The sequence below is a fragment of the Mesorhizobium sp. AR10 genome (assembly GCF_024746795.1).
Lineage (GTDB): Bacteria > Pseudomonadota > Alphaproteobacteria > Rhizobiales > Rhizobiaceae > Mesorhizobium.
In genome coordinates this window covers 1,185,562-1,211,326 of record NZ_CP080524.1, presented here as the reverse complement: position 1 = coordinate 1,211,326, position 25,765 = coordinate 1,185,562, and the positions used below count along the sequence as shown (strand labels likewise).

The following is a 25,765-nucleotide window of genomic DNA, read 5'->3' as shown; positions in this document are numbered from 1 at the left end:
GAGGGGAGTAGGGCAGTAAGGCAATAGGGCAGTAGGCAATTCGCCAATTGTCCTGTTTTCCCTACTGCCATACTGCCCTACTCCCTTACTGCCCTAACCTTTGATCGCCTCGACCAGCGTCGTGCCCAGCCGTGCCGGCGACGGCGAAACCTTGATCCCTGCCGATTCCATCGCCGCGATCTTGTCTTCGGCGCCGCCCTTGCCGCCGGAGATGACCGCGCCCGCATGACCCATGGTGCGGCCGGCCGGCGCCGTGCGCCCGGCGATGAAGCCGGCCATCGGCTTCTTGCGGCCGCGCTTGGCCTCGTCCTTGAGGAACTGCGCTGCGTCTTCCTCGGCCGAACCGCCGATCTCGCCGATCATGATGATCGACTTGGTCTCGTCATCGGCGAGGAACATTTCGAGCATATCGATGAACTCGGTACCCTTGACCGGATCGCCGCCGATGCCAACCGCCGTCGATTGACCGAGCCCTTCATTGGTCGTCTGAAACACCGCCTCATAGGTAAGCGTTCCCGAGCGCGAAACAACGCCGACCGAGCCCTTGCGAAAGATGTTGCCGGGCATGATGCCGATCTTGCATTGGTCGGGTGTCACGATACCCGGGCAGTTCGGGCCGATCAGCCGCGATGTCGAACGGTCGAGCCTCGCCTTGACCTTGATCATGTCCGTCACCGGTATGCCTTCGGTGATGCAGACGATCAGCGGAATCTCGGCTTCGATCGCTTCCAGGATCGCTGCCGCGGCCCCTGCCGGCGGCACATAGACGACCGAGGCATTGGCGCCGGTTTTTTCCTTGCCCTCGGCGACAGTGGCGAAGATCGGCAGCGGCACGCTGCCGTCCCAATTCGTGCCGCCCTTCTTGGGGTGGATGCCACCGACCATCTTGGTGCCGTGATAGGCCAGCGCCTGCTCGGTGTGGAACGAACCGGTGTTGCCGGTCAGGCCCTGCACCAGCACCTTGGTGTTCTTGTCGATGAGAATGGACATGGTGGTCCTTTTTTACAAACCGTTGATCGAGGAAGGCTGCGCGTTCATGGTCAGAGCCGCCCCGCTATAATCGCTTGAGGTCGGCGACGGTGAGGTCGCTCTTGGCATTGCCGGTGTTCAGTGTCGTCGCCGGCTCGAACATCAGCACGACAGGCTGTTCGCTCAGCGAGCGCGGCCGGTGCTCGACGGCGCGCGGCACGACGATGAACTCGCCGCTGGCAAGCTCTACCGTGCCGTCTCGAAAATCGATGGCGATGCGGCCGCGCAACACGAGGAAGGCTTCATCCTCGTTGTCATGCGCGTGCCAGTCGAAGACATCGCCGAACTTGGCGATCTTGACCTGCGACTCGTTGACGTCGCCGGCGATATGCGGATCGAAGACCTTTTTGATCTTCGCGTCCGCCGCCTCGATGAGGTTTATCTTGTGCGGAGGCACCAGATCAGCCCTTCACCGCCTTGACGATCTTCTTGGCCGCGTCGTCGAGATCGTCGGCCGAGACCACGTTGAGGCCGCTCTCATTGATGATCTTCTTGCCGAGGTCGGCATTGGTACCTTCCAGGCGCACCACCAGCGGCACTTGCAGCCCGACCTCCTTGACCGCGGCAATGACGCCCTCGGCAATGATGTCGCACTTCATGATGCCGCCGAAGATGTTGATCAAAATGCCTTTGACCGCTGGATCCTTGGTGATGATCTTGAACGCCGCCGTCACCTTCTCTTTTGACGCGCCGCCGCCGACATCGAGGAAGTTGGCCGGCTCGGCGCCATAGAGCTTGATGATGTCCATCGTCGCCATGGCCAGGCCGGCGCCGTTGACCATGCAGCCGATATTGCCGTCGAGCGCGACATAGGCGAGGTCGTATTTCGACGCCTCGATTTCCTTCTCGTCCTCTTCGGTGGTGTCGCGCAGTTCGAGCACGTCGGGGTGACGGAACAGCGCGTTGTTGTCGAACGACACTTTGGCGTCGAGCACCCGCAGCCGCCCGTCCTTCATGACGATCAGCGGATTGACCTCGAGCAGGCTCATATCCTTCTCGACAAAGGCCCTGTAGAGGGTCGGGAACAGCGTGCCGGCGTCCTTGGCCGCGTCGCCGTCAAGCTTCAACGCGCTGTTGAGTGTCTCCAGGTCGGCTGACGTCACGCCTTTTTCCGGGTCGATGGCAACGGTGATGATTTTTTCCGGCGTGTCATGGGCGACAGCCTCGATATCCATGCCGCCCTCGGTCGAGACGACGAAGGCAATGCGGCCGACCGTGCGGTCGACCAGCAGCGACAGATAAAGTTCGCGCTCGATGTCGGCGCCATCCTCGATGTAGAGGCGGTTGACCTGCTTGCCGGCCGGACCGGTCTGCTTGGTCACCAGCGTGTTGCCCAGCATCTCCTTGGCGTTGGCGACCACTTCGGCCACCGACTTGGCCAGCCGCACCCCGCCCTTGGCGTCGGGGCCGAGCTCCTTGAACTTGCCCTTGCCGCGGCCGCCGGCATGGATCTGGCTCTTCACCACATAGAGCGGACCTGGCAGCGCCTTGGCGGCTGCTTCCGCCTCGCTCGCCTTGAACACCGGCACGCCTTCGGACACCGGTACGCCGAAACCCTTCAGCAGCGCCTTGCCCTGATATTCATGGATGTTCATGCGCGTTGTCTCCAGATCAACTGCCGGGGGTTCACTTCGAGGCGAGATGCGGAGCGATCTTGACGCAGGCCTCGCACAGGCCCTGCACCGTCGCCACCGAACTGTCGAACATCTTCTGCTCGCTCTTGTTGAGGTCGATCTCGATGATGCGTTCGACGCCGCCGGCGCCGATCACCACGGGAACGCCGACATAGGTGTTCTTCACGCCATACTGGCCGGAGAGATGCGCCGCACATGGCAGCACGCGCTTCTTGTCCTTGAGATAGGCTTCGGCCATCGAGATCGCCGACGCGGCCGGCGCATAGAAGGCCGAGCCGGTCTTGAGCAGGCCGACGATTTCGGCGCCGCCGTCGCGGGTGCGCTGCACGATCTGGTCGAGTTTTTCCTTCGAGGTCCAGCCCATCTTGATCAGGTCGGGCAGCGGGATGCCGGCGACCGTCGAATAGCGGATCATCGGCACCATGGAATCGCCGTGGCCGCCGAGCACGAAGGCGGTGACGTCCTCGACCGAGACCTTGAATTCCTCGGCCAGGAAATAGCGGAAGCGCGCGCTGTCGAGCACGCCGGCCATGCCCACGACATGGCTCTTCGGCAGGCCGGAAAACTTCTGCAGCGCCCAGACCATGGCGTCGAGCGGGTTGGTGATGCAGATGACGAAGGCCTTCGGCGCATACTTCTTGAGACCGGCGCCGACCTGTTCCATGACCTTGAGATTGATGCCTAGAAGATCGTCGCGGCTCATGCCTGGCTTGCGCGGCACGCCGGCGGTGACGATGCAGACGTCGGCGCCCTCGATGCCGGCATAATCATTGACGCCGGTCAGCCTGGAGTCGAACCCATCGACCGGCGACGACTGCGCAATGTCCAGCCCCTTGCCCTGCGGAATGCCTTCGGCGATATCGAACAGCACCACGTCGCCGAGGTCCTTGAGGCCGATCATGTGGGCGAGCGTGCCGCCGATCATGCCAGAGCCGATGAGCGCTATCTTGTTGCGTGCCATGTCAGGATGTTTTCCCTTTGACTGTGACGGCGCCATACGGCGTCGAAGAAGAGGCCGGAATGCTGCGGGGAACCGCGAATTTTCGCCGCACCCAATAGCCCCGGCCGAAGGAATATTCAAACGATTATTTTCGAGTGAATAATTTCAATCGGTTAGAAACATTGGGATTTACGTAAACGTCAAAATTTCTAAGCCGGCTTGGGAGATCTAGACAATGACTGTGGAGATCAGAAGGCTGTTTCCGGGCGATGACGCCGATTTGATCGGTATCGCCGAAGATGTGTTCGACGAACCGGTGCGGGCTGACAGATTTGCCGCCTATCTCGCCGAACCGGGTCATTTCATGATCGTGGCGCTGGCCGATGATGTCGTCGTCGGCCAATGCGCGGCCGTCATTCACCGCCACCCGGACAGGGCGAGCGAACTCTACATCGATGAGGTTGGCGGGACGCCGGCTTTCCAGCGCCAGGGCATCGCGCGAAAAATGCTCGACGCCATGTTCGAGATCGGCCGCGAGCATGGCTGCGAAGAGGCCTGGGTCGGCACCGAGCCGGACAATCTTGCCGCCCGCGCGCTCTATGAGGCGCGCGGTACGGCGGCCGAGCCGTTCGTGATGTATGTCTACAGGCTCTAGAATGCCGCCGCGACAACAGGGAGGTTAGCCATGACCGAGACCGAACCGCTCATTCTGCGTCGCTGGTCGTCCGTCATCCGCACACAGGATCGCGTTGCCTATGCCGCCTACGTCGAAAGAACGGGAGGCCTTGATTACGCTGCCACGGCCGGCAATCGCGGTTTCCAGATGCTTATGCGCGATCGTGGCGACGGATCGACGGAGATCGTCACATTGAGCTGGTGGTCATCAATGGATGCCGTGCGAAGCTTTGCCGGCGATGCACCCGAATTGGCCCGCTACTATCCGGAAGATGATCGCTATCTTTTGGAGAAATCCGAATTCGTCGATCAGTACACGGTTGTTGCCGGAACCTTGCCGTCCACTTGAAAGGCCTAGGCCATCGCGGCAGGAGGCTCGCTATGCCTGCCTTCGGGCACCTTCGCCTTGTGCCGTTCCGCCCAATCCTCCAGCCAGTCGCGGCTCTGCATCTCGATCAGCCGTGACGCGGTGCGCTCGAACTCGAAGACCTCAACGCCGCGCTTTGCCGTATAGAGCAGCTGTGGCGGGGTCGCGGCGCTCACCACAAGCCGCACATGATGGTCGTAGAGCGTGTCTATCAGCAGGATGAAGCGCTTGGCCTCGTTGCGCCTGCCTTCGCCGAGCACCGGCACGTGATCGATGAAGATGGTCGAGAAATGGCTGGCAATCGCCAGGAAATCGCGGGCGCCAAGTGGCTTTTCGCACAGATCAGCGAAGGAAAACCGCGCCGCCGCGCCGGCAGCAGCCGGCACCACGACTTGCCGTCCTTTCACCGTCAGCGCCGTCTCGGCCGTCGGCCTGCCATGCGTCATCGCCTCCCAGGCCTCGTCGAGGACATCATCGGCGGCGGCATCCGCCGGGGTGATATAGACCGGCATGCGGCTGAGCTTGTCGAGGCGGTAGTCCTTTTCGGCGTCCAGCGCGAGCACATGAGCGTGCCGTTCCAGGATGTTGATGAACGGCAGAAACAGCTGGCGGTTCAGCCCGTCGCGATAGAGATCCTGCGGCGCGACGTTGGAGGTGGCGACCAGCACCACGCCGCTGGCAAAAAGCGCCGAGAACAGCCTGGACAGGATCATCGCATCGGCGATGTCGGTGACCGAAAACTCGTCGAAGCACAGCACCCAGGCTTGCTCGGCCAGTGCCCGCGCCACCGGCGGGATCGGGTCGTCCTCCTTGACGGTGCCATTCTTGCGCGCCAGCCGGTGCTTCTGGATGCGGTCCTGCACATCGGCCATGAAGTCGTTGAAATGCACGCGGCGCTTGCGCCTGACCGGCACCAGTTCGAAGAACATGTCCATCAGCATGGTCTTGCCGCGGCCGACGCCGCCATGGATGTAGAGGCCCTTGACCGGCTCATGCGTCTCGCGCTTGCGGGCAAACAGCCAGCCCAGCGCACTCGATTTGTGCGCCAGCCGCTTTGCCGAGATCTCGTCGATCAGCCGGTCGAGCGCGGCAGTGATGCGCTCCTGCGCCGGATCGCGTTCGATCGCACCGGTCCCGACCAGATGGTCGTAGCGCTGCTTGACGGTCGCATGGGTCTGGAGGCCGTCACGCAGGTGCATCGGTCACGTCGTTCTAGAGCAATTCCAGGAAAAGTGTGTAGCGGTTTTCCCTGGGAATTGCGTAAAAACAATAAGGAGCGGTCAGTCTACCTTGTAAGCGAGATCGGCAGGCCGTTGGAAGTCTGGCCGTCGAATTTCTCGCCGCCCGAGGAATAGAGCCGCGCCAGCGTACCGCCGCTCTCGTCGTAAAGCGTCAGCTGCTTGCCGGCGACGTTCCAGGATTTGATGCCGTCGATCGGTGCCGGGCAATGCAGTGGCCCGGCGCGGTAGCCGGCGCCGAATTTGGTCTGCGGCGTCGCCACCTTGCAGCTCTGGCCGGACACGCTCGCGTTCCAGACACCAGCGACGCTGGCCGCGGTCAAGTCGGCTGCTCCGGCAGGCGCTGCTCCATCTGGCGGCAGCGAAGCGACCTGAGTGTTGGCGGGCGCGGTCGGGAACTGTGACGGGTCGGTGGTGCCTGGCGCTGCCGGCGGAGGCAGCTGGTTTCCGGTCACCTGGCCGGCGGGCGCAGGCTGCAGCGGTGCCGGCTGGTCCTGATCCATCGACGAGAACCGCGAGGTTGAACAGCCGCTTGCAACGAGTACGGCCAGCGATACGGCCACAAGGCCGGTCTTCGAAAAATTCATGTCAACCTCCGTCGGAACCGGCTGGGGCTGCCGTCCGCGCAATCACACCCCCACCAAGATGGAGAAGGTGGCGAAATTTCAACCCGATATGGTTAAAATACGGTTTGCGGCAACATTTGTTGCAAATTTAGCGCAACTTGAGCGGCGTGCGGCCAATTGGCCACACAAACTACGCTCAAGTACTTTCAATCTACGGCCAGCGGCGCGCTCGGCACGAACACATAGCCGTCCGGGCCAACCACATAGGATTCGCGCAACCCGTGCGGCTTGTCGACCGCGCCGGCCAGCACAATGTGGCCGTGTTCGCGCGTCCTGGTCTCGATCGCATCCGGATCGGCGCCGTACAGGCGCAGCTCGATGCCTGCCCCGCGCGTCTCGGCCCCAGTGATGACGCCGGTCATCGGATTGTCGAGGTGGCTGTGATCGGCATGCAGCATGAACACCGATCCCAGCAATTCCATCGCCGCGAAATCCTCATCGGCATAGATCACGCGCGCGCCAAGCACGTCGCAGCAAAACGCTTCCATCGCCGCCATGTCGCTCACCAACAGGTTGACGCCGACGCCGCGCGGCAACGAGCGGCCGAAATCCTCGGCCTTCATCCACGGTGTCCTGGTCCGCTTCATCACCATCGCGCCGTCCCTCCTGTCGCCGATCGGCGGCGATCCTAGTCGAGGTGATGCCGCAACCCTTGGCATTCGGCCACCAAATTCTTGCGCCAGACGGCTTCGGTCCTATCTCTGATGAAACGGAAACCTGCTGGAGTCGAACCTTGGCCGCGAGAAAGAAAGCCGCCAACCGCTACTACAGCGGCCCGCCCAGCGATCATTTCGACGGCACCCTGTTCTTCAACCCTGACGGCAAGCCGCCCGGCCGTTTTGCCGATCTGTTGAAATGGCAGTTGAGCGGCGAACGCTCTAAATGGCCGGCGGCCAATCCGAGCCCGTTTGAACAGGCAAGACCGGCGGAGCGGGTCGACGGTTCAGGGCTGCGGCTCACCATGGTCGGCCATTCCACGCTGCTCATCCAGACCGCCGGGCTCAACATCCTCACCGATCCGGTCTGGTCGCCGCGTGTCTCGCCGGTGTCCTTCGCCGGGCCCAAACGGGTCAATCCGCCGGGCATCGCCTTTTCCCAGCTGCCGCCGATCGACCTCGTCCTGGTCAGCCACAACCATTACGACCATCTCGACCTCGCCACGCTGAAGCGGCTGAAGGCCAGGCACGACCCGCAAGTGCTGACGCCGCTCGGCAACGACGCCATCATCAATGATGCCGTGCCCGGCATGCGGCTTTCGGTGCATGATTGGGGCGACCGGGTCGACCTCGGTGACGGCGTCGCCATCCATGTCGAGCCGGTGCATCATTGGTCGGCGCGCGGTGCGCGCGACCGGCGCATGGCACTGTGGGCAGGTTTTGTGGTCGAAACTCCGGATGGAAAGGTCTATTTCGCCGGCGACACCGGTTTTCACGGCGGCACCAACTACCGGCTGATGGCGCAAAAGCATGGCGGCTTCCGTCTCGCCATCCTGCCGATCGGCGCCTACGAGCCGCGCTGGTTCATGGCGCCGCAGCACCAGAACCCGGAAGAGGCGGTGCAAGGCATGCTGTTGTGCAACGCCGCCTATGCCGCCGGCTGCCACTGGGGCACGTTCCGGCTCACCAATGAACCGGTCTACGAGCCGGCCACAAGACTTGGCCAAGCGCTCGACCACCAAGGCGTGCCACGCGACCGCTTTCGCGCCTTGCGTCCGGGCGAGGTCTGGGACGTGTCGGAGGTCTGAAGCGGCAGACGGAACCCAGAACGCCGGACGCGCGTTTGTAGGCGGTCGGAAATCTGCCAGCTGTGAGGCATCCTCCATGATCAAATGGATCGTCATTCTGCTGATTGTCGCCGCCGCGGCGAGCCTGCTCGGCATGCCGGCACTGGCTGGAGCCGCCGCCACCGGCGCCCGCATCCTCATCGGCATCGTTCTGGTCATCTTTCTGCTGATCGTATTGGGCGTCTTCGCGATAACCTAGGATGCAGCCCGCACTGGTAATTTCGGCCGGTATCCGCCATATAGGCGCCAAACCGGCAAGAGATTTTTCTACCCATGGCAAGTGCTGCCCCTTTCGCCAAGATGAACGGTATCGGCAACGAGATCATCGTTGCTGACATGCGCGGCCGCGCCGATCAGGTCACGGCGGCGTCGGCTGTCGCGTTGAACGCTGATGCGGCGACCAAGTTCGACCAGATCATGGCGATCCATGACGCGCGCACGCCTGGTACCGCCTACTACGTCGACATCCTGAATTCCGATGGCTCCGGCGCGCAGGCCTGCGGCAATGGCATGCGCTGCGTCGTCCAGGCGCTCGCCGCCGAAACCGGCCAGAAGACTTTTACCTTTGAAACGCGCGCCGGCATCCTCAACGCCGTTGAACATGCCGACGGCACGATCTCGGTCGACATGGGCACGCCGCGTTTCGGCTGGCAGGATATTCCGCTGGCCGAAGAGTTTCGCGACACCCGCATGATCGAGCTGCAGATCGGCCCGATCGACGCGCCGGTGCTGCATTCGCCCTCGGTCGTGTCGATGGGCAACCCGCACGCCATCTTCTGGGTCGACCAAGACGTCTGGTCCTATGAGCTCGACCGTTTCGGGCCGCTGCTCGAAAACCACCCGATGTTTCCCGAGCGCGCCAACATCACGCTGGCGCAGGTAACCTCGCCCGACACGATGATCATCCGCACCTGGGAGCGTGGCGCCGGCCTGACCAAGGCCTGTGGTTCGGCCGCTTGCGCATCGGTGGTTGCCGCGGCCCGCACCAAGCGCACCGGCCGCAGCGTCACGCTGATGACCCCCGGTGGTGGCTCGCTGCATGTCGAATGGCGCGGCGACGACCATGTCATCCTCACCGGTGCCGCCGAATGGGAATTTTCCGGCAGCTTCGACCCGTCAACCGGCATCTGGGCCCGCGACACCGAAAGCGCCGCCTGATGGCGTCCCTCTCAAAGGGTCCCATCTCCAAGGGCCCCATCTCCAAGGGCCCCATCTCCAAAGGCCCCATCTCCAAAGGCATCGACGTCGTCACCTTCGGCTGCCGGCTGAACACCTATGAATCCGAGGTGATGCGCCGCGAGGCGGAAAGTGCTGGCCTCGGCGCGCTGGAAGGCGGCGCCATCATCTTCAACACCTGCGCCGTCACATCAGAGGCGGTGCGCCAGGCCAGGCAGTCGATCCGCAAGGCACGCCGCGAGAACCCGGCCGCGCGCATCATCGTCACCGGTTGCGCCGCGCAGACCGAGCCTGAGAATTTCGTCGCCATGGACGAGGTCGACCTCGTTCTCGGCAATGAGGAAAAGCTGAAGGCGCATTCTTATCGGGCGCTGCCGGATTTCGGCGTCAACGACACCGAGAAGGCGCGCGTCAACGACATCTTTTCGGTACGCGAGACGGCCGGCCACATGGTCGACGCCATCGAGGGCAGGGCGCGCGCCTTCGTCCAGGTGCAGAATGGCTGCGACCACCGCTGCACCTTCTGCATCATTCCCTACGGTCGCGGCAATTCTCGTTCGGTGCCGATGGGCGCCGTGGTCGAGCAGGTCAAGCGGCTCGCCGGCAATGGCTATGCCGAGATCGTGCTGACCGGCGTCGACATGACCAGTTTCGGCGCCGGCCTGCCCGGCGCGCCGAAGCTCGGCAGACTGGTGAAAACCATCCTGAGGCAAGTGCCGGACGTGAAGCGCCTGCGCCTCTCCTCCATCGATTCCATCGAGGCCGACGACGACTTGCTCGACGCCATCGCCACCGAACCCCGGCTGATGCCGCATCTGCACCTGTCGCTGCAGTCGGGTGACGATATGATTCTAAAACGCATGAAGCGCCGCCATCTGCGCGACCAGTCGATCCGCTTCTGCGAGGATGTGCGCAAGCTTCGCCCCGGCATCGTCTTCGGCGCCGACATCATCGCCGGCTTCCCGACTGAAACAGACGAAATGTTCGAGAACTCGGAGAAAATCGTCGAGGAATGCGGGCTAACGCATCTCCACGTCTTCCCGTTTTCGCCGCGCGAAGGCACGCCCGCCGCGCGCATGCCGCAGCTTCGCCGCGAGGTGATCAAGCAACGCGCCGCACGCCTGCGTGCCGCTGGCGAAGCCGCCTACATCAGGCACCTTGCCACGCTCGCCGGAACCCGTCAGTCGATCCTGGTCGAGCGCGACGGCCTTGGCCGCACCGAAGGGTTCACGCTTGCGGCTATCTCCGCAGGCGCGCCGGGCGAGATCGTCGAGGCCGATATTTCTGGCCATGACGGCGCCCGACTGATCGCGGCGCCGCTTACCGCCCGCGCCGCCTGAGACCGCAAAGCATGGCTGGATTTCTCAAGAAGATATTTTCGTTCGGCAAGAAGGAAGTGGTCGAGGAGCGGATCGACGAGACCGCGCCGCTGCCGCCGATCAAATGGGATGCGTTGGAGGCGCTGAAGCCAGCAGCCGAGCAGACCGTGCCGGAGTTTTTGAAGCGCGACGAGCCGCCGACCGTGGCGGAAATTGTGCCGCCATTGCCGGTCGAGCCAACAGCCGCGCCGCCGGTGGAACCGATACCAACGCCGCGGGTAGAGGCGGAAGCCCTGTCGCAGCCGGCACCCGAGGAGCCGAAGCCGGAGCCCGCCCCAACCATCCCGCCAGCACCGGAGCCGGTCATCCCGTCCGAGCCGGAACCGCTGCCGGAGCCCGCGCCGAAAGAAGAGCCCAGACCTGAGACGCCTGCCGAGCCGCCGGCGCCCGAGGAAATTCCTGTCCCGGAGCCTGCTCCCGAGCCGCAGCCGCAAGAGGTGCCCGCGCCGGCCGAGCCGGAGATCGAACCGACACGCCCGGAAAGGCAGCCGGAACCGGCGCCTGTCGAAGTGCCGTCCCCTTCCGAGGAGCCGGCCGAAACGCCGGCGCCGATCGAGGTGCCGCAACCGCCCGCGCCTCCCGCGCAGCCAACGGCGGAGACCAGTGCCGCCCCTCATCCGCCTGCCGGCACCTTCTCCCCGTATAGTGACGGGGAGAAGGGCGAAGCTCCAGCGCCGACGCCCCACCCTCCCCTCGATGGGGAGGGTCGACGCGAAGCGGCGGGGTGGGGTGACAGCGCCGGCGCTGATCACCCCCACCCCCGAGCTGCGCTCGGGACCTTCGATGGGGAGGTAAAGTCAGCGCCCATCTCGCCTCCATCCCCGCAACGTTCGCCAGAGCCAAAACCCGCCCCCGGCAAGGTGACCGTCACCAAAAAAGTCGAGCAGAAGGCCGAGCCGGTCAAAGCACCGGAACCGGCACCGAGACGTTCCTGGTTCCAGCGCATGAAGGAGGGGCTTGCCCGCTCTTCGAAGGAATTGTCGGGCAACATCGCCGGCGTCTTCACCAAGCGCAAGCTGGACGAGGACACGCTGCAGGATCTGGAGGACGTGCTGATCCGCGCCGATCTCGGCCTGGAGACGGCCTTGCGCGTCACCGATGCGCTGGCCGCCAGCCGCTACGGCAAGGATGTCTCCGACACCGAAGTGCGCGCCGTCATGGCGGCCGAGGTGGAGAAGGTGCTGACCCACGTCGCCATGCCGTTGGAACTCGACCTCTCCCACAAGCCGCATGTCATCCTGGTCGTCGGCGTCAACGGCACTGGCAAGACCACCACCATCGGCAAGCTGGCGGCCAAACTCACCGACGGCGGCCTGTCGGTGATGCTCGCCGCCGGCGACACCTTCCGCGCCGCGGCCATCGAGCAGCTGAAGATCTGGGGCGAGCGTACGAAATCGCCGGTCATCGCTTCCAAGATTGGCGCCGATGCGGCCGGTCTCGCCTACGACGCCTTCGAACGCGCCAGGGAAGCCGGCTCCGACGTGCTGATCATCGACACCGCCGGGCGGCTGCAGAACAAGACCGAGCTGATGGCGGAACTCGAAAAGATCGTCCGCGTGCTGGGCAAGCTCGACCCCGAAGCGCCGCACACCGTGCTACAGACGGTCGATGCCACCACCGGCCAGAACGCGCTCAACCAGGTCGAGATCTTCCGCAACATTGCCGGCGTCAACGGCCTGGTGATGACCAAGCTGGACGGCACGGCGCGCGGCGGTATTCTGGTGGCGATCGCGGCAAAGCACAAATTGCCGGTCTATTTCATCGGCGTCGGCGAACAGGTCGACGACCTCGAACCTTTCTCAGCAAGCGAATTCGCGAGGGCGATCGCTGGAGTGGCCTGAACCCATGAACCCGCCCATCCTCGAACGCGACCCGTCCGACCCGCAGAAACATAAGAAGGAAAGCGTCAATCCGCTGCTCAAGCTGGTGCTGGAGCTCGGACCGCTGATGGTGTTCTTCTTCGCCAATGCGCGCGGCGCCTGGCTGGTGCAGAAATTCCCGGCACTTGCCGAATTTGGCGGACCGATCTTCGTCGCCACCGGCCTGTTCATGGCCGCAACCGCGATTGCGCTGATCGCGTCCTGGCTGCTCACCCGCACCTTGCCGATCATGCCGATGGTGTCGGGCGTCGTCGTCTTCATCTTCGGCGCGCTGACGCTCTATCTGCAGGACGACATTTTCATCAAGATGAAGCCGACCATCGTCAACACGCTGTTCGGCGGCGTGCTGCTCGGCGGCCTGTTCTTCGGCAAGTCGCTGCTCGGCTATGTCTTCGATTCGGCTTTCAGCCTCGATGCCGAGGGCTGGCGAAAACTCACCTTTCGCTGGGGCCTGTTCTTCCTGTTCCTGGCCCTTGTCAACGAAGTGGTCTGGCGGAATTTTTCCACCGACGCCTGGGTTACCTTCAAGGTCTGGGGCATCATGCCGATCACGCTGCTGTTCACCTTCAGCCAGATGCCGCTGATCCTGCGCCATTCGCTCGAGGACAAGACCGGAGAGGCCGGAAAATAGGGAGACCGGGATGGAATTCGTCACCACGCGCGACGAACTGAGGACGATCTACAAGACACCCCGGCCAACCGACGGCTCCATCCGCAAGGAGCTGAAGGCGCTCGACGGTCACTGCCGCTCCTTCATCGGCAAAAGCCCCTTCGTGCTGATCGGCTCGTCCGATGGCGCCGGCAATGCTGACGTGACGCCGAAGGGCGACAGACCCGGCTTCACCGTGGTACTGGACGACAAGACCATCGCCATCCCCGACCGGCCCGGCAACAACCGGCTGGACACGCTGGAAAACATCCTTCTCAACCCGTCGGTCGGGCTGCTCTTCCTCATCCCGGGCATGAACGAGACGCTGCGCGTCAATGGCGATGCCCGCATCACTGTCGATGCGGGTTTGCGCGAACGGCTGGCGGTCGACGGCAGGGAACCGCAGAGCGTCATCGTGGTGACGGTCAAGGCCGCCTATATGCATTGCGCCAAGGCCTTCATGCGCTCCGATCTGTGGAAGCCGGAAACCTGGTACGACCGCGCGACGCTGCCGACGCTCGGCCAGATCCTGCGCGATCAGTTGGCGGTTGCCGATTCGGCCGAGGCGACCGACCGCTGGCTCGACGAGGAATACAAGCAGACGATGTGGTAGGTTTTTCCGGGCGCGATTCGCGCCGGACTGGTCCCACGCTGTGTTGAACCTCCTCGCCCTCTCCGGCAGCCTGCGCGCAGCCTCGACCAATTCGGCCTTGATCGCGGCCCTGGCGCAGAACGCGCCGTCTGGCTGTCGCGTCATCGTCTATGACGGGCTTGGCCGGTTGCCGATCTTCAACCCCGACGACGAAGGCGAACGGACGCCGGCGGAGCCCTCCAGGCTGATCGACGCCGTTACGAGCGCCGACGGCGTCATCGTCTCTTGTCCGGAATATGCCCATGGCGTGCCGGGCGGCGTGAAGAACGCGCTCGACTGGCTGGTGTCTCGCGACGCCGCCGTCGGCAAGCCGGCCATGCTGGTGCACGCTTCGCCACGCTCGCTGTTTGCCCGCACGGCCCTGGCCGAGATCATGCGCACCATGTCTTTCGCGCTTTACGAGGAAGCAGCGCTTGAGATTGCCTTGCTCGGCAAGAAATCACCGGACGTGGAGGTCATACTGACAGAGCTGAAGAACCAGCAGGCGATGCGGGAAGCGGTTTCAGCCTTCGCCGATTTCATCCGGCAACGTTGATCAGCGGCCACCATGGCTTCGGCCAATCTCCGACGTCCCGCGGCTACCACTCCTTCGACTAACCCTTTCGCAGCGTCTCAACATCGGTCTTGCCGACATACCAGTCGCGCGCATTAACCTCCTCGAAGACCACCCAGACGTCGTCATTACCCAGTCCGGTGGCGTCCATGATCGCCGCCGTGACTTTTTTGGCTATGTCCGCCTTCTTGCCGGCCGGGTCGGCGGCAATCACCTCCTTGACGATGCGGATGTTGACGAATGGCATGGGTGTCCTCCCGTGGATTCTGTTTGACGATCGCTCAGTAGGTCTTGGCGCCGTTGACCATGAGCCGGACCATGTAGAGCGAGGTCGTACCGGCGATGTAGAGGCAATTCAGCTTGTTGCCGCCGAACACGCAATTGGCGACGACTTCCGGCACCTTGACCTTGCCGATCAATGTCCCGTCGGGGTCGTAGCAATGGATGCCGTCGGCGGCGCTCGACCAGATGCGCCCGTCCTCGTCGAGCCGGAAGCCATCGAACAGGCCGGCCGTGCAGTCGGCAAAAAGCTTGTCGCCGGAAACCTTCTTGCCGCCCTTGCCGACATTGAACACCCTGATGTGGGCTGGATTCTTCGCGCCATGCGTACGGCCGGTATCGGCGACATAGAGCTTGCTCTCGTCGAGCGAGAAGGCGAGCCCATTGGGCCTGACCATGTCGGTGATGACAGCTTCGACCTCGCCGCTGTCGGGATCGACCCGGTAGACATGGCAGGCGCCGATCTCGCTCTCGGCCTTGTCGCCCTCATAGTCGCTCTCGATGCCGTAGGCCGGATCGGTGAACCAGATCGAGCCATCGGACCTCACCACCGCGTCGTTGGGTGAGTTCAGCCGCTTGCCGCGCCAGGCCTTGGCGATGGTGGTGATGGAGCCATCATGCTCGGTACGGCTGACCCCGCGGCCCGAATGCTCGCAGCTGACCAGCCGGCCCTGCCGGTCGACGGTGTTGCCGTTCGAATTGCCGGACGGCTGGCGGAACACGCTGACGCTGCCGTCGGTCTCGTCGTAGCGCAGCATACGATTGTTGGGGATGTCGGACCAGACGACATAGCGGCCGGCGGCGAACCAGGCCGGCCCTTCCGCCCACCGGCACCCGGTGAACAGCTTGTCCACTTGCGCGTTGCCATTGAACAGCCGCGCAAAACGCGGATCGAGAACTTCATAATAGTCTGCGGCGGCCAAATTTCCCTCCCAATGTCCACAACGGTCGTGTCGGCGCGATCAAGCCAGCCGGCGATCGATCTGGCAAGATCGATGATGAGTGCTTCACCGCATCTTGAGGCCTCGAAACAGGTATGAAGCGATGCCGTCTCGCCGTGACCACGGGTAAAGGCCGGTTAACCGGCTATGCGTCCAGTGCAATGGTGCATTGCAACATCTTCTTTTTGCAACGCACAATAACTATGTCATGCTTCGTATCGATCAAGGGAGGAACAACTGCCGCAGCAATGCGGCGCCAAAAGGAACCTTGCTATGATCAACACTCTCATGACCCGCGCTCGCGCAAGCATTGCCAAGCGCAAGCACTACAACCGCCTCGTCGCCGAAATCGACAGCTTCACCAGCCGCGATCTGGCCGACATGCGCGCCGACCGCTCGGAAATGCTCTACCAGGTCCACAAGCAGATCTACGGCTGAGCTCAAAGCCTGATCGACCTCTCGCGTTCGTCATCCTCGGGCCTGACCCGAGGATCCATGCCGTGGCTTCAGAACACCGCAGCGGTGCAGAACAATGTACCGCCATCGGCTAGGCTCCGCTCGCCGGCGGGACGGCAGCGGCTAAGGCAAACACGATACGCCCGGGCGACTTTCCCCCACCGCTGCATTCCTCGGCTGATGTCACGGCATGGATCCCAGGGTCTCCGCGACGTCGCTTCGCTCCTGCTTCGCCCTGGGATGACGAAGCCAGAGCGGCCGTCAGCCTGGCACCGCCAGCGCCTTTTCTATCTGCGGCAACAGGAGATCTCTCGCTGACTCCGCCGTCAGTGGGCCGACATGCTTGTAGGCGATCTTGCCGTCCTTGCCGATGACGAAGGTTTCGGGCACGCCATAGACGCCCCAGTCGATCGCCGTGCGGCCCGCCGCGTCGACTCCGATCGCCTGGAACGGATTGCCGAGGTCGCCGAGAAACCGGCGGGCGTTTTCCGGCTGGTCCTTGTAGTTCAGCGCGGCCATGACGAAGCGCTTGTCCTGCGACAGCGCCAGCAGTAGCGGATGTTCTTCCCGGCATGGCGCGCACCACGACGCGAAGACGTTGACCAGCGTCACCTTGCCGGCGAACTGTTTCGAATCCAGCCCCGGCAGATTCAAACCCTCCAGCGCCGGTAGGTTGGTCTGCGGCGCCGGCAGGCCGATCAGTGCCGACGGCACTTCCGACTCGTCGCGCCCGGACAAGAGCTGCGACAGGAACAGTCCGGCCAAGCCCAGGAAAACCAGCAGCGGCAACAGCACGATCAGGCGGCGCCGGGGCGGCGCCGGCGTCTCGGTGTCCATGCTCATGGCTTGGCGGCCCTCATGTCTTGCTGGCCCCTCATGTCTTGCTGGCTTTGTCTGAGCGCCGCCGCACGCCGGATGCTTCCAGTTCGGCGAGATCTCGCTTTCGCGCCCGCTGGTCGATAAGGATCCAGCCGATCAGCCCGGCCAGAACCACGGCCGTGATGGCATAGGCGGCGGTGACGTAGAGCGCATGCACGCTCACGCGATCCACTCCGTGCAGCATTCCAACCGGATCATTCCGCTCCGTTCGATCATACTTTCCCTTAGCCTTGCATCATCGGCTTCGCAATCGGCCGCTGCGCCGCAGCCTTTGACGTCATGCGGCCAGATCAATCCGTTCCATGCCGCAAGGCCAATGCTGCCGCTACTGGTCCCAACACGGCAAGAAACAGGGTCAGCGCGGCGAGAATGAGGAAGGGCTGTAGGAACGGATCGGGATCCGCCACCGCGCCATAGCTGGCCGCGACGCCGAAGATCAGCACCGGAATGGTCAGCGGCAGAACCACCACCGAGATCAGCAGCCCGCCGCGCGGCAGCGCCACCGCTACCGCAGCACCCGTAGCACCGATGAAGGTGATCGCCGGCGTGCCGACCAGCAGGGTCAGCGCCGTGGCGCCGATGCTGATCGGCTCCATGTTCATGAACAGGCCGAGCAAGGGGGCGGCGATGACCAGCGGCAGCACGCTTCCGGCCCAGTGCGCCAGGCATTTCGTCAGCACCGTCAGCGCCAGCATATGCCGGTCGTTACCGAGCACCAGAAGATCGAGCGAGCCGTCTTCGCGGTCGGCCTGGAACAGCCGGTCGAGGCCGAGCAGGCAAGCGAGTAGCGCACCGATCCACAGGATCGCCGGGCCGATACGGGCAAGCAGCTTCAGGTCCGGCCCGACGCCGAAGGGGATTGTCGCGATGACGGCGAGGAAGAAGATCACGCCGGTCAACGCCCCGCCGCCGGCGCGGATGTTGAGGCGGATATCGCGCAGGAAGAGCGCTAGCATGCCAACATCACCCGGTCATCCTCAATTCCTTCGCCCCTTCGATCCCAAGCGGCAAATGCGTCGCCGCCACGACAATCCCGCCATCGCCGAGATGCTTCTCCATCACCGCGCCAAACCGCTCTTCTGAAGCCTTGTCCAATCCGGCCGTCGGCTCGTCGAGCAACCAGAGCGGCCGCTGGCTGACCAGCAATTTCGCAATCGCCGCCCGCCGCCTTTGCCCGGTCGAGAGATAGCCGAACGGCAGATGGCCGATACCATCAAGCCCGACGGTTTCCAGCGCCTCTTCAACGCTCAACAGACCATCCCCCGAAAAATCTCGCCAGAAGCGCAGATTTTCCGTCACGTTCAACGCTGTCTTCATCGCGTTCTGGTGGCCGAGATAGTGGCAGGCCGCGGCGACCGTTGGAAAGTCCTCGCCACCGCCCTCAATCGACACATGGCCTTCCGCTACCGGCAGCATTCCGGCGATGATCCTGAGCAGTGTCGATTTACCGGCGCCGTTCGGGCCCGTGACGATCAGCGCCTGGCCTTCCGCAAGCGCGAAATCGATGCCGGAAAAAACCGTCTCGCCGCCGCGTTCACCCCCAAGATTTTCGGCGATCAGCCGCATTCGTTCCCCTTCGCCGAAAATCCGAGCGCAGCTTCGGTGCGCCGCAGCAAAAATGGCTAATCCGTGTCTAGAACTATTCCAGAAAATTCTCTATATCCGGGTCATCCGTGCCAGCGGTCGGCACGGGAACGAGAATTTGCGCCGAACCAGCGCACGCGCCGCCTTGAACGGCTCGGGTTGGCTGGGAACGGACAGCGGAAATGGCCGTACCCGCACCTTTGCGCGTGATTGCATGCCATCGGCGTCCGTTCCCTTTCAGGCTGAACAGACAAGGACGGACCGCACGTGTCAAAATCACTCGATAGTTTCAATTGCCGCCGCACGCTGACCGCAGCCGGCACCGACTATGTTTATTTCAACCTTATCGAGGCCGAGAAGAACGGCCTCACCGGCATTTCCCAACTGCCCTATTCGATGAAGGTGCTGCTGGAAAACCTGCTGCGCAACGAGGACGGCCGTTCCGTTACCAAGGAAAGCATCCAGGCGGTTGCCGGCTGGCTGACCGACAAGGGCACCGCCGGCGTCGAGATCGCCTACCGCCCGGCCCGCGTGCTGATGCAGGATTTCACCGGCGTTCCGGCCGTGGTCGACCTGGCTGCGATGCGCGACGCCATGGCCTCGCTTGGCGGCGATCCACAAAAGATCAATCCGCTGGTGCCGGTCGACCTGGTCATCGACCATTCGGTCATCGTCGATGAGTTCGGCACGCCGATGGCTTTCGCCCGCAATGTCGAGCTCGAATATGAGCGCAACGAGGAACGCTACAAGTTCCTCAAATGGGGCCAGCAGGCGTTCCGCAATTTCCGCGTCGTGCCGCCCGGCACCGGCATCTGCCACCAGGTCAATCTCGAATATCTCGGACAGGTGGTGTGGACCAACACCGAGGACGGCGAAACGACAGCCTATCCCGACACCTGCGTCGGCACCGATTCGCACACCACCATGATCAACGGTCTCGGCGTGCTCGGCTGGGGTGTCGGCGGCATCGAAGCCGAGGCTGCAATGCTCGGCCAGCCGGTTTCCATGCTTTTGCCGGAAGTCATCGGCTTCCGCCTCACCGGCAGACTGAAGGAAGGCGTCACCGCCACCGACCTCGTGCTGACCGTCACCCAGATGCTGCGCAAGAAGGGCGTCGTCGGCAAGTTCGTCGAGTTCTTCGGCCCCGGCCTCTCCAACATGACGCTGGCCGACCGTGCCACCATCGGCAACATGGCGCCCGAATACGGCGCCACCTGCGGCTTCTTTCCGGTCGACGGCGAAACCATCCGCTATCTCACAATGTCCGGCCGCGAGGAAAGCCGCATCGCCCTGGTCGAGGCCTACGCCAAGGCGCAAGGGCTGTGGCGCGACATCGGCTCGGCCGATCCGGTTTTCACCGATCTGCTCGAGCTTGAGCTCGGCAGCGTCGTGCCGTCGATGGCCGGCCCCAAGCGTCCCGAAGGCCGCGTCGCACTGGAAGGCATTCCGGAAGGCTTCGCCAAGGCGATGGAGACCGAATACAAGAAGGCTGCCGAAATCCACAAGCGTTACGCCGTCGAAGGCACCAGCCACGACCTTGGCCATGGCGATGTCGTCATCGCCGCCATCACCTCCTGCACCAACACCTCGAACCCGAGCGTGCTGATCGGCGCCGGGCTGCTGGCGCGCAACGCCAATCGCCTTGGCCTCAAGCAGAAGCCGTGGGTGAAGACCTCGCTGGCGCCGGGCAGCCAGGTCGTCGCCGAGTATCTGGAGAAGTCCGGCCTGCAGAAGGAACTCGACCAGATCGGTTTCAACCTGGTCGGCTTCGGCTGCACCACCTGCATCGGCAATTCCGGCCCGCTGCCGGCGCCGATCTCGAAAACCATCAACGACAAAGGCTTGATTGCTGCCGCGGTCTTGTCCGGCAACCGCAATTTCGAGGGCCGCGTCTCGCCCGACGTGCAGGCGAACTATCTGGCGTCGCCGCCGCTGGTCGTGGCCCACGCGCTGGCAGGAACGGTGACCCGGGATTTGACCACCGAGCCGCTCGGCGAGGACAAGAACGGCAACCCGGTCTACCTAAGGGATATCTGGCCGAGCTCGGCCGAGATCCAGGAGTTCATCGAGAAGAACGTGACGCGCGAGCTGTTCGCCCGCAAATATGCCGACGTCTTCAAGGGCGACGAGTACTGGCAGAACGTCAAGGCGCCGGAAGGCCAGACCTACGCCTGGGACGACAACTCGACCTATGTGCAGAACCCGCCCTATTTCGCCGGCATGACCGCAGGCTTCGGCAAGATCGGCGACATCAAAGGCGCGCGCGTGCTCGGCCTGTTCGGCGACAAAATCACCACCGACCACATCTCGCCGGCGGGTTCGATCAAGGCGGCTTCGCCGGCCGGCCAGTACCTGACCGAACATGGGGTCGGCGTTGCCGACTTCAATCAGTACGGCACGCGCCGCGGCAACCATGAGGTGATGATGCGCGGCACCTTCGCCAACATCCGCATCCGCAACCACATGCTGGGAGAGAATGGCCGCGAGGGTGGCTACACCATCCACTACCCATCGAAGGAAGAGACATCGATCTACGACGCTGCCATGGAGTACAAGAAGGAAGGCGTGCCGCTGGTCATCTTCGCCGGTGTCGAATACGGCAACGGCTCGTCGCGCGACTGGGCGGCCAAGGGCACCAACCTGCTCGGCGTCCGCGCCGTCATCGCCCAGTCCTTCGAGCGCATCCACCGCTCGAACCTGGTCGGCATGGGCGTCATACCCTTCGTCTTCGAGGAAGGCACCTCATGGGCCTCGCTCAACCTCAAGGGCGACGAGCTGGTCGAGATCGACGGCCTCGACGCCATCAAGCCGCGTCAGAAAATGACCGCCAAGGTCACCTATGGCGACGGCACGGTGAAGAACGTTCCGATCATCTGCCGCATCGATACGCTGGACGAGCTCGACTACTTCAAGAATGGCGGCATTCTGCAATATGTCCTGCGCGACCTGGCAGCATAGTAGGGGAATAAAGGGAGTAGGGCAGTAAGGGAGTAGGGGAAGTAAGTTACCTAATGCCCTAATGCCCTAATGCCCTAATGCCCTACTGCCCTACTGCCCTTGTCTTCGGCGCCCCGAACCGCGCCGCCGCGGCCAGAAGCACGCCGAGCATCAGCCCGTTGAAGATGTGCCACAGGAAATGTGTGCCGAGCGGGAAGCTGCCGCACGCCAGCGGATCGATCATCCGGCAGATGACCGACACGACGAAGATTGCCGAGCCCGCCAGATTGTAGCGGCCGGCGCCACTGCCGCTTGCTGCCGTCCATAGACCGAAAAAGGCAAGCGCCAGGAAGGGTGGCAGATAGCCGGTTGTGCCGTTCGAGGCCTGCCGCAGCCAGTCCGGTACGGCCCATGTCAACAGTCCGGTGCCGGCGTAGAAGGCGACGAAGATGGCGATAGCCTTGCCCCATCCCATGCCGAGGAAGCGGCGGAGCGTAAACAGCGTGTAGGCCAGCGTGAAACCGGCGATGGGCAGCACGTCGGCCCAGATCGTGGCCCTGACGGCAAAGGTATGGAACAGCGTCGAGCCGAGGCCGATCGCCACCACCCACCAGGCCAGCACCTCGGCGAAGGCTCCGGTGCCCAGCCTTCGCACCTCTCGTACACCCCACAGCCCGGCAGCAAGAAAGGCAATGTTGGTCAGTGCGTTGGCCGGCTCGGCCCAGAATTCCGGTCCGGTCCGCTCGCAATAGAGGTCGACTGGCGTCAGAAGGGTCTGCCACATGGCCGTGCCGTTGCCGAATCGGTTTCTACCCCTAAGGGCAGTCCTGTCCTATTGCGTCGTGGCCAGCGGTTGCAACGGCAAAATTTCACCGCAACGTGACTTCCCGTTGACTGCCGCTTCTGCCACATATTTCAGCAACCAGAACAAAGCCGGCAGCACCGGCGAGAATCGGAACGGTCATGGGATCTCGAAGACCATTGCGGCTTGCGGCATTTGCGCTGGCCTTTTCGGCGCTTGCCGGCACCGGGCTTGCCGGCCAGACCGTCAGGTCCCAGGCCGACAAGCCCTTAGGCGTGGTCGAGCTGTTCACCAGCCAGGGCTGCAGTTCCTGCCCGCCGGCCGACGAATTCTTTGCCGAGCTCGCCGCGAAAGAGGACATCGTCGCGCTCGCCTATCATGTCAATTACTGGGACTATCTTGGCTGGCAGGACACGCTGAGCCGCAAGGAGAATACCGAGCGGCAATATGACTATATGCGCGCCTTCGGCACCCGTTCGGTCTATACGCCGCAAGCCGTCATCAATGGCCGCAGCCACGTCAACGGCGCCAGCCGCAGAGAAGTCGATGGCGCGCTTGCCCGGATGGAGAAGTCAGGCGAAGGCATGCGGGTCGGCATCAAGGTCAGTCGGACCAGCGACCGCGTCATGATCGACACCGGCGACGCCGGCAACGGCCCCAGCGATGCCCATGTCGTCATCGTCTATTTCGACCCGCCACAGGAGATCGAAATCGGCAAGGGTGAAAACAGCGGCCGCAGGCTGACCTACTGGAACGCCGTCACCGGCATCCAGACCGCCGGCATGTGGCACGGCAAGGCGCAGCGCTACGAATTGCCGATGACCGAGATCTCCAAGAAGGGCGGCTGCGCAGTGTTGCTGCAGTCGGTCGGCAAGGACGGCCTGCCAGGGCCGATCCTGGGCGCCGCCTTCATCCACAAGCCGTAGCTGGCTGCTTCGCCCGCTCCACGCTTCCCATTTCGGTCAGGGTGTATGATCGCTAACCGCGCGTCCTTTGCGCGACCAGAGCGACGCGCAGTGCGTAGCCGAGCTTCAGGACTGTCGCCACGCTCCAGACATGAAAAAACCGGCGTCAGCTTGCTTCTGACGCCGGTCATTTAGGTTTTGGGATCGTCGCACCCGATTTTTCCAAGGAAAAACCGAGGTTGGTTCGATCCGACGCAGACCCGTGGGCGGGGGGCTTGGGGTTTACGAGCCGGTGCCGGACCGAACCGTCTCAGGCAACGCCGGTAAACTCGTCGGACATTGGGGCATGAGCGCGGATAAAAAAAGGCAGAAATGTGGCGAAGCATCACCAATTCCAACACCGCGTTTTACAAATGTGACTGGACGTGACGAAAACACCGCAGCTCCGGCATGCTTAGCCGGGTCTTGCAATTCCGCATCGAACGCGCCAATTTTGGTTCGCGGGAGATTCATCGAAGGATCGAGGCATGACTGATCGCGGCGGGACGGAGGATGGGGACGCATCCGCAATATTGATCCCGCTGCATGAGGCAAGACGCGAACGCCTCGATTTGCCGGTAAGCTTCGAGCGGCGCGAACTGGACCAGATCCTCAGGCTGTACGGACGCATGGTCGCCGCCAATGAATGGCGCGACTACGCCATCGACCATCTCACCGATCGCGCCGTGTTTTCGGTGTTCCGCCGCACCAGTGAGGTGCCGTTATTCCAAATCGTCAAGGATCCGAAGCTGGCGCGCCGGCAGGGCGCCTTCGCCGTCATCGCCGCCGGCGGTCGCATACTCAAGCGCGGCCAGGAGCTCGGGCGCGTGCTTGGCGTCTTCGACCGCACGCTAAAACTGGTCGAGGCTTAACCTCTTATTTTTATTCACGGAATTTCCGCTCAGGCAGTGAGTCGGAGTCAGGCGGAACCAGCGCTCCGCCGTTGATCGACAACTGCATGAATACCGTGTCCAGCCAGCGTCCGTGCTTGTAGCCCGAGCCTTCGAGGCGCCCTGAATGGCGAAAGCCGAGCTTTTCATGCAAGCGCACCGAGGCACTGTCTGGGTGGCCGTCACCGATGACAGCGATGATCTGGCGAAAGCCTGCCGCCTGCGCCGCCTCGACCAACCCTTGCATCAGCTTGAGCCCGACGCCTTGCCCCTTGGCTTCAGGCGCGACATAGACGGAATCCTCGACGACAAAGCGATAGGCCGGGCGTGGCCGGAAGGCGCCGGCATAGGCATAGCCAAGCAAGGTGCCGTCTTTTTCCGCCACCAGATAGGGAAAGCCGCCCGCCATCAGACTGGCGAATCGCGCGCCCATCTCGGCGCGGCTGGGCGGCTCCAGTTCGTAGCTCGCCGTGCCATGGGCGACCGCATCGGCGTAAATGTCCGTGATCCGGTCGAGGTCGGACACAATGGCGGCGCGTATGGTGATGCTGCTCATAATTTATGCAATTCGTTCATCTGCCTGCCACAGTGCATGTCGCCCAAAAGCGGGTACCGGTTATGGGACAACGACATGCATAAAGCAAAGACAGCAAAGGCCGGCACAAAAGAAAAGGGCGACCGTTGGGCCGCCCTTTCCAAACTCACTGGTCCAGGAGACTGCCGATTAGCGACGGTCGCCCATGAACTGCAGCATGAACATGAACAGGTTGATGAAGTCGAGATAGAGCCTCAGCGCGCCCATGATTGCCTTGCGGCCGGCGACATCCGTGGCGTCACCCTCGTAGTACATCTCCTTGATGTTCTGCGTGTCATAGGCGGTGAGACCCGCGAAGATCAGCACTCCGATGGCCGAAACGGCGAAGCCCAGCGCCGACGACTGCAGGAAGATGTTGATCACCATCGCGATCATCAGGCCGATGACGCCCATGATCAGGAACGAGCCCATCGCGGTCAGGTCGCGCTTGGTCGTGTAACCATAGAGCGACAGCGCGCCGAAGGCGGCCGCCGTGGCGAAGAAGGTCTGGGTGATGCTGGCGCCGGTGTAGACCAGGAATATGGTCGACAGCGACAGGCCAACCAGAGCCGAATAGACCCAGAACGTGGTCTGCGCCGCAGCAACGCTCATCGACTGGATTCTGAACGACAAAAAGAACACTGCAGCCAGCGGTGCCAGAATGACAACCCAGCGGAAGGCGCTTGTGTAGATGAGCGCGCCGAAAGCGGTAAGCTGGCCATCGCCGGTGACGGCGAGCTGGAAAGCGCCCCAGGCGGCAAGGCCGGTGATGAGGAGGCCAAGCCCCATCAGATTGTAGACCTTGATCATGTAGGCGCGCAGGCCCTCGTCAATGGCAGCGTCGACGCGCGCGCCGGGCACGGCGCGCGTCTGGTAGTTGCGAAGTTCAGCCATGGGA

Annotated in this window: 30 protein-coding genes; 14 read left to right on the top strand and 16 right to left on the bottom strand. The window is 63.2% G+C overall.

Annotated features, from left to right (window positions below; translation table 11 throughout):
* Nucleotides 1-93: 93 nt before the first annotated feature.
* The 4 genes from sucD to mdh all read right to left on the bottom strand — a co-directional run bounded on the left by sucD (nt 94) and on the right by mdh (nt 3,624).
* Nucleotides 94-990: a succinate--CoA ligase subunit alpha gene (sucD, locus tag LHFGNBLO_RS09310; RefSeq protein WP_258606084.1), complete on the bottom strand. Its 897-nt coding sequence runs from the start codon at nt 988-990 to the stop codon at nt 94-96.
* 64 nt (nt 991-1,054) lie between these two features.
* Entirely contained in the window at nt 1,055-1,426 is a 372-nt protein-coding gene (locus tag LHFGNBLO_RS09305) for a cupin domain-containing protein (RefSeq protein WP_258606083.1), read from the bottom strand.
* Between the two features lie 4 nt (nt 1,427-1,430).
* Nucleotides 1,431-2,624 (bottom strand): ADP-forming succinate--CoA ligase subunit beta, encoded by a 1,194-nt coding sequence (gene sucC / locus LHFGNBLO_RS09300; RefSeq protein WP_258606081.1) that lies wholly within the window; start codon nt 2,622-2,624, stop codon nt 1,431-1,433.
* A gap of 31 nt (nt 2,625-2,655) precedes the next feature.
* The gene (gene mdh / locus LHFGNBLO_RS09295) at nt 2,656-3,624 is read right to left on the bottom strand and encodes a malate dehydrogenase (protein WP_258606080.1); all 969 of its coding nucleotides are present in this window, start codon (nt 3,622-3,624) and stop codon (nt 2,656-2,658) included.
* A gap of 214 nt (nt 3,625-3,838) precedes the next feature.
* On the opposite strand from mdh, the gene LHFGNBLO_RS09290 reads away from it, so the two are divergent.
* Together LHFGNBLO_RS09290 and LHFGNBLO_RS09285 are read left to right on the top strand one after the other, a co-directional pair.
* A complete protein-coding gene (locus LHFGNBLO_RS09290; RefSeq protein WP_258606079.1) occupies nt 3,839-4,258 on the top strand; it encodes a GNAT family N-acetyltransferase in 420 nt (139 codons plus the stop codon).
* 30 nt (nt 4,259-4,288) lie between these two features.
* On the top strand, nt 4,289-4,627 hold the full coding sequence (locus LHFGNBLO_RS09285; RefSeq protein WP_258606078.1) for a hypothetical protein: 339 nt from the start codon (nt 4,289-4,291) through the stop codon (nt 4,625-4,627).
* Between the two features lie 5 nt (nt 4,628-4,632).
* Here LHFGNBLO_RS09285 and zapE read toward each other — a convergent pair whose 3' ends face one another.
* The 3 genes from zapE to LHFGNBLO_RS09270 all read right to left on the bottom strand — a co-directional run bounded on the left by zapE (nt 4,633) and on the right by LHFGNBLO_RS09270 (nt 7,102).
* Nucleotides 4,633-5,844: a cell division protein ZapE gene (zapE, locus tag LHFGNBLO_RS09280; protein ID WP_258606076.1), complete on the bottom strand. Its 1,212-nt coding sequence runs from the start codon at nt 5,842-5,844 to the stop codon at nt 4,633-4,635.
* 86 nt (nt 5,845-5,930) lie between these two features.
* On the bottom strand, nt 5,931-6,470 hold the full coding sequence (locus LHFGNBLO_RS09275) for a protease inhibitor Inh/omp19 family protein (RefSeq protein WP_258606074.1): 540 nt from the start codon (nt 6,468-6,470) through the stop codon (nt 5,931-5,933).
* 185 nt (nt 6,471-6,655) lie between these two features.
* Nucleotides 6,656-7,102 (bottom strand): VOC family protein, encoded by a 447-nt coding sequence (locus LHFGNBLO_RS09270; protein WP_258606072.1) that lies wholly within the window; start codon nt 7,100-7,102, stop codon nt 6,656-6,658.
* A gap of 140 nt (nt 7,103-7,242) precedes the next feature.
* Here LHFGNBLO_RS09270 and LHFGNBLO_RS09265 point away from each other — a divergent pair, with 140 nt between their 5' ends.
* The 8 genes from LHFGNBLO_RS09265 (at nt 7,243) to LHFGNBLO_RS09230 (ending at nt 14,563) form a co-directional block, all read left to right on the top strand.
* Entirely contained in the window at nt 7,243-8,253 is a 1,011-nt protein-coding gene (locus LHFGNBLO_RS09265; RefSeq protein WP_258606070.1) for an MBL fold metallo-hydrolase, read from the top strand.
* Between the two features lie 76 nt (nt 8,254-8,329).
* On the top strand, nt 8,330-8,491 hold the full coding sequence (locus tag LHFGNBLO_RS09260; RefSeq protein ID WP_258606069.1) for a DUF1328 family protein: 162 nt from the start codon (nt 8,330-8,332) through the stop codon (nt 8,489-8,491).
* A gap of 74 nt (nt 8,492-8,565) precedes the next feature.
* Nucleotides 8,566-9,450, top strand: coding sequence for a diaminopimelate epimerase (gene dapF / locus LHFGNBLO_RS09255; protein ID WP_258606068.1), 885 nt, complete (start codon nt 8,566-8,568; stop codon nt 9,448-9,450).
* A complete protein-coding gene (mtaB, locus tag LHFGNBLO_RS09250; protein ID WP_413774674.1) occupies nt 9,450-10,808 on the top strand; it encodes a tRNA (N(6)-L-threonylcarbamoyladenosine(37)-C(2))-methylthiotransferase MtaB in 1,359 nt (452 codons plus the stop codon). The genes dapF and mtaB overlap by 1 nt, the downstream gene beginning before the upstream one ends.
* Before the next feature lie 11 nt (nt 10,809-10,819).
* Complete coding sequence (gene ftsY, locus LHFGNBLO_RS09245; protein ID WP_258606067.1) at nt 10,820-12,688, top strand: signal recognition particle-docking protein FtsY; 1,869 nt, start codon at nt 10,820-10,822, stop codon at nt 12,686-12,688.
* 4 nt (nt 12,689-12,692) lie between these two features.
* Nucleotides 12,693-13,358: a septation protein A gene (locus tag LHFGNBLO_RS09240; protein ID WP_258606066.1), complete on the top strand. Its 666-nt coding sequence runs from the start codon at nt 12,693-12,695 to the stop codon at nt 13,356-13,358.
* 10 nt (nt 13,359-13,368) lie between these two features.
* Nucleotides 13,369-13,989 (top strand): pyridoxamine 5'-phosphate oxidase family protein, encoded by a 621-nt coding sequence (locus LHFGNBLO_RS09235; RefSeq protein ID WP_258606065.1) that lies wholly within the window; start codon nt 13,369-13,371, stop codon nt 13,987-13,989.
* Between the two features lie 40 nt (nt 13,990-14,029).
* On the top strand, nt 14,030-14,563 hold the full coding sequence (locus LHFGNBLO_RS09230; RefSeq protein ID WP_258606064.1) for an NADPH-dependent FMN reductase: 534 nt from the start codon (nt 14,030-14,032) through the stop codon (nt 14,561-14,563).
* Between the two features lie 58 nt (nt 14,564-14,621).
* Here LHFGNBLO_RS09230 and LHFGNBLO_RS09225 read toward each other — a convergent pair whose 3' ends face one another.
* Both LHFGNBLO_RS09225 and LHFGNBLO_RS09220 read right to left on the bottom strand, forming a co-directional pair.
* Nucleotides 14,622-14,828: a tautomerase family protein gene (locus tag LHFGNBLO_RS09225; protein ID WP_013892236.1), complete on the bottom strand. Its 207-nt coding sequence runs from the start codon at nt 14,826-14,828 to the stop codon at nt 14,622-14,624.
* Nucleotides 14,829-14,862: 34 nt separating this feature from the next.
* On the bottom strand, nt 14,863-15,783 hold the full coding sequence (locus LHFGNBLO_RS09220; protein ID WP_258606059.1) for an SMP-30/gluconolactonase/LRE family protein: 921 nt from the start codon (nt 15,781-15,783) through the stop codon (nt 14,863-14,865).
* Nucleotides 15,784-16,074: 291 nt separating this feature from the next.
* On the opposite strand from LHFGNBLO_RS09220, the gene LHFGNBLO_RS09215 reads away from it, so the two are divergent.
* Nucleotides 16,075-16,239: a hypothetical protein gene (locus LHFGNBLO_RS09215; RefSeq protein ID WP_258606057.1), complete on the top strand. Its 165-nt coding sequence runs from the start codon at nt 16,075-16,077 to the stop codon at nt 16,237-16,239.
* 279 nt (nt 16,240-16,518) lie between these two features.
* On the opposite strand, the gene LHFGNBLO_RS09210 is transcribed toward LHFGNBLO_RS09215, so the two are convergent.
* The 4 genes from LHFGNBLO_RS09210 to ccmA all read right to left on the bottom strand — a co-directional run bounded on the left by LHFGNBLO_RS09210 (nt 16,519) and on the right by ccmA (nt 18,702).
* The gene (locus LHFGNBLO_RS09210) at nt 16,519-17,100 is read right to left on the bottom strand and encodes a DsbE family thiol:disulfide interchange protein (RefSeq protein ID WP_258606056.1); all 582 of its coding nucleotides are present in this window, start codon (nt 17,098-17,100) and stop codon (nt 16,519-16,521) included.
* Nucleotides 17,101-17,131: 31 nt separating this feature from the next.
* Nucleotides 17,132-17,299, bottom strand: a complete 168-nt coding sequence (ccmD, locus tag LHFGNBLO_RS09205; RefSeq protein ID WP_258606055.1) for a heme exporter protein CcmD — start codon at nt 17,297-17,299, stop codon at nt 17,132-17,134.
* Between the two features lie 127 nt (nt 17,300-17,426).
* Nucleotides 17,427-18,092, bottom strand: coding sequence for a heme exporter protein CcmB (gene ccmB, locus LHFGNBLO_RS09200; RefSeq protein WP_258606053.1), 666 nt, complete (start codon nt 18,090-18,092; stop codon nt 17,427-17,429).
* Between the two features lie 7 nt (nt 18,093-18,099).
* Complete coding sequence (gene ccmA, locus LHFGNBLO_RS09195) at nt 18,100-18,702, bottom strand: heme ABC exporter ATP-binding protein CcmA (RefSeq protein ID WP_258606051.1); 603 nt, start codon at nt 18,700-18,702, stop codon at nt 18,100-18,102.
* 285 nt (nt 18,703-18,987) lie between these two features.
* Between ccmA and acnA the strand changes: the two genes are divergently transcribed.
* Complete coding sequence (acnA, locus tag LHFGNBLO_RS09190) at nt 18,988-21,678, top strand: aconitate hydratase AcnA (RefSeq protein ID WP_258606049.1); 2,691 nt, start codon at nt 18,988-18,990, stop codon at nt 21,676-21,678.
* Nucleotides 21,679-21,760: 82 nt separating this feature from the next.
* On the opposite strand, the gene LHFGNBLO_RS09185 is transcribed toward acnA, so the two are convergent.
* The gene (locus tag LHFGNBLO_RS09185) at nt 21,761-22,441 is read right to left on the bottom strand and encodes a ceramidase (protein WP_258606047.1); all 681 of its coding nucleotides are present in this window, start codon (nt 22,439-22,441) and stop codon (nt 21,761-21,763) included.
* A 179-nt stretch (nt 22,442-22,620) separates the two neighbouring features.
* Here LHFGNBLO_RS09185 and LHFGNBLO_RS09180 point away from each other — a divergent pair, with 179 nt between their 5' ends.
* Both LHFGNBLO_RS09180 and LHFGNBLO_RS09175 read left to right on the top strand, forming a co-directional pair.
* Entirely contained in the window at nt 22,621-23,385 is a 765-nt protein-coding gene (locus LHFGNBLO_RS09180; protein ID WP_258606045.1) for a DUF1223 domain-containing protein, read from the top strand.
* 506 nt (nt 23,386-23,891) lie between these two features.
* Nucleotides 23,892-24,275, top strand: a complete 384-nt coding sequence (locus tag LHFGNBLO_RS09175) for a DUF2794 domain-containing protein (RefSeq protein ID WP_258606043.1) — start codon at nt 23,892-23,894, stop codon at nt 24,273-24,275.
* Nucleotides 24,276-24,285: 10 nt separating this feature from the next.
* Here the strand turns inward: LHFGNBLO_RS09175 and LHFGNBLO_RS09170 are convergent, their stop codons facing one another.
* On the bottom strand, nt 24,286-24,849 hold the full coding sequence (locus LHFGNBLO_RS09170) for a GNAT family N-acetyltransferase (RefSeq protein ID WP_258606041.1): 564 nt from the start codon (nt 24,847-24,849) through the stop codon (nt 24,286-24,288).
* A 168-nt stretch (nt 24,850-25,017) separates the two neighbouring features.
* The gene (locus LHFGNBLO_RS09165) at nt 25,018-25,761 is read right to left on the bottom strand and encodes a Bax inhibitor-1/YccA family protein (RefSeq protein ID WP_258606039.1); all 744 of its coding nucleotides are present in this window, start codon (nt 25,759-25,761) and stop codon (nt 25,018-25,020) included.
* Nucleotides 25,762-25,765 lie beyond the last annotated feature (4 nt).

Excerpts from the sequence above, each read along its gene's own strand:
- LHFGNBLO_RS09185 (WP_258606047.1), bottom strand. The coding sequence starts at position 22,441 with ATGTGGCAGACCCTTCTGACGCCAGTCGACCTCTATTGCGAGCGGACC.
- LHFGNBLO_RS09210 (WP_258606056.1), bottom strand. The coding sequence starts at position 17,100 with ATGAGCATGGACACCGAGACGCCGGCGCCGCCCCGGCGCCGCCTGATC.
- LHFGNBLO_RS09240 (WP_258606066.1), top strand. The coding sequence starts at position 12,693 with ATGAACCCGCCCATCCTCGAACGCGACCCGTCCGACCCGCAGAAACAT.
- ftsY (WP_258606067.1), top strand. The coding sequence starts at position 10,820 with ATGGCTGGATTTCTCAAGAAGATATTTTCGTTCGGCAAGAAGGAAGTG.
- LHFGNBLO_RS09270 (WP_258606072.1), bottom strand. The coding sequence starts at position 7,102 with ATGGTGATGAAGCGGACCAGGACACCGTGGATGAAGGCCGAGGATTTC.
- ccmA (WP_258606051.1), bottom strand. The coding sequence starts at position 18,702 with ATGCGGCTGATCGCCGAAAATCTTGGGGGTGAACGCGGCGGCGAGACG.
- LHFGNBLO_RS09285 (WP_258606078.1), top strand. The coding sequence starts at position 4,289 with ATGACCGAGACCGAACCGCTCATTCTGCGTCGCTGGTCGTCCGTCATC.
- ccmB (WP_258606053.1), bottom strand. The coding sequence starts at position 18,092 with ATGCTAGCGCTCTTCCTGCGCGATATCCGCCTCAACATCCGCGCCGGC.
- LHFGNBLO_RS09175 (WP_258606043.1), top strand. The coding sequence starts at position 23,892 with ATGACTGATCGCGGCGGGACGGAGGATGGGGACGCATCCGCAATATTG.
- LHFGNBLO_RS09235 (WP_258606065.1), top strand. The coding sequence starts at position 13,369 with ATGGAATTCGTCACCACGCGCGACGAACTGAGGACGATCTACAAGACA.
- sucC (WP_258606081.1), bottom strand. The coding sequence starts at position 2,624 with ATGAACATCCATGAATATCAGGGCAAGGCGCTGCTGAAGGGTTTCGGC.
- LHFGNBLO_RS09165 (WP_258606039.1), bottom strand. The coding sequence starts at position 25,761 with ATGGCTGAACTTCGCAACTACCAGACGCGCGCCGTGCCCGGCGCGCGC.
- dapF (WP_258606068.1), top strand. The coding sequence starts at position 8,566 with ATGGCAAGTGCTGCCCCTTTCGCCAAGATGAACGGTATCGGCAACGAG.
- zapE (WP_258606076.1), bottom strand. The coding sequence starts at position 5,844 with ATGCACCTGCGTGACGGCCTCCAGACCCATGCGACCGTCAAGCAGCGC.
- LHFGNBLO_RS09275 (WP_258606074.1), bottom strand. The coding sequence starts at position 6,470 with ATGAATTTTTCGAAGACCGGCCTTGTGGCCGTATCGCTGGCCGTACTC.
- LHFGNBLO_RS09260 (WP_258606069.1), top strand. The coding sequence starts at position 8,330 with ATGATCAAATGGATCGTCATTCTGCTGATTGTCGCCGCCGCGGCGAGC.
- LHFGNBLO_RS09290 (WP_258606079.1), top strand. The coding sequence starts at position 3,839 with ATGACTGTGGAGATCAGAAGGCTGTTTCCGGGCGATGACGCCGATTTG.
- mtaB (WP_413774674.1), top strand. The coding sequence starts at position 9,450 with ATGGCGTCCCTCTCAAAGGGTCCCATCTCCAAGGGCCCCATCTCCAAG.
- mdh (WP_258606080.1), bottom strand. The coding sequence starts at position 3,624 with ATGGCACGCAACAAGATAGCGCTCATCGGCTCTGGCATGATCGGCGGC.
- sucD (WP_258606084.1), bottom strand. The coding sequence starts at position 990 with ATGTCCATTCTCATCGACAAGAACACCAAGGTGCTGGTGCAGGGCCTG.
- LHFGNBLO_RS09225 (WP_013892236.1), bottom strand. The coding sequence starts at position 14,828 with ATGCCATTCGTCAACATCCGCATCGTCAAGGAGGTGATTGCCGCCGAC.
- LHFGNBLO_RS09170 (WP_258606041.1), bottom strand. The coding sequence starts at position 24,849 with ATGAGCAGCATCACCATACGCGCCGCCATTGTGTCCGACCTCGACCGG.
- LHFGNBLO_RS09215 (WP_258606057.1), top strand. The coding sequence starts at position 16,075 with ATGATCAACACTCTCATGACCCGCGCTCGCGCAAGCATTGCCAAGCGC.
- LHFGNBLO_RS09180 (WP_258606045.1), top strand. The coding sequence starts at position 22,621 with ATGGGATCTCGAAGACCATTGCGGCTTGCGGCATTTGCGCTGGCCTTT.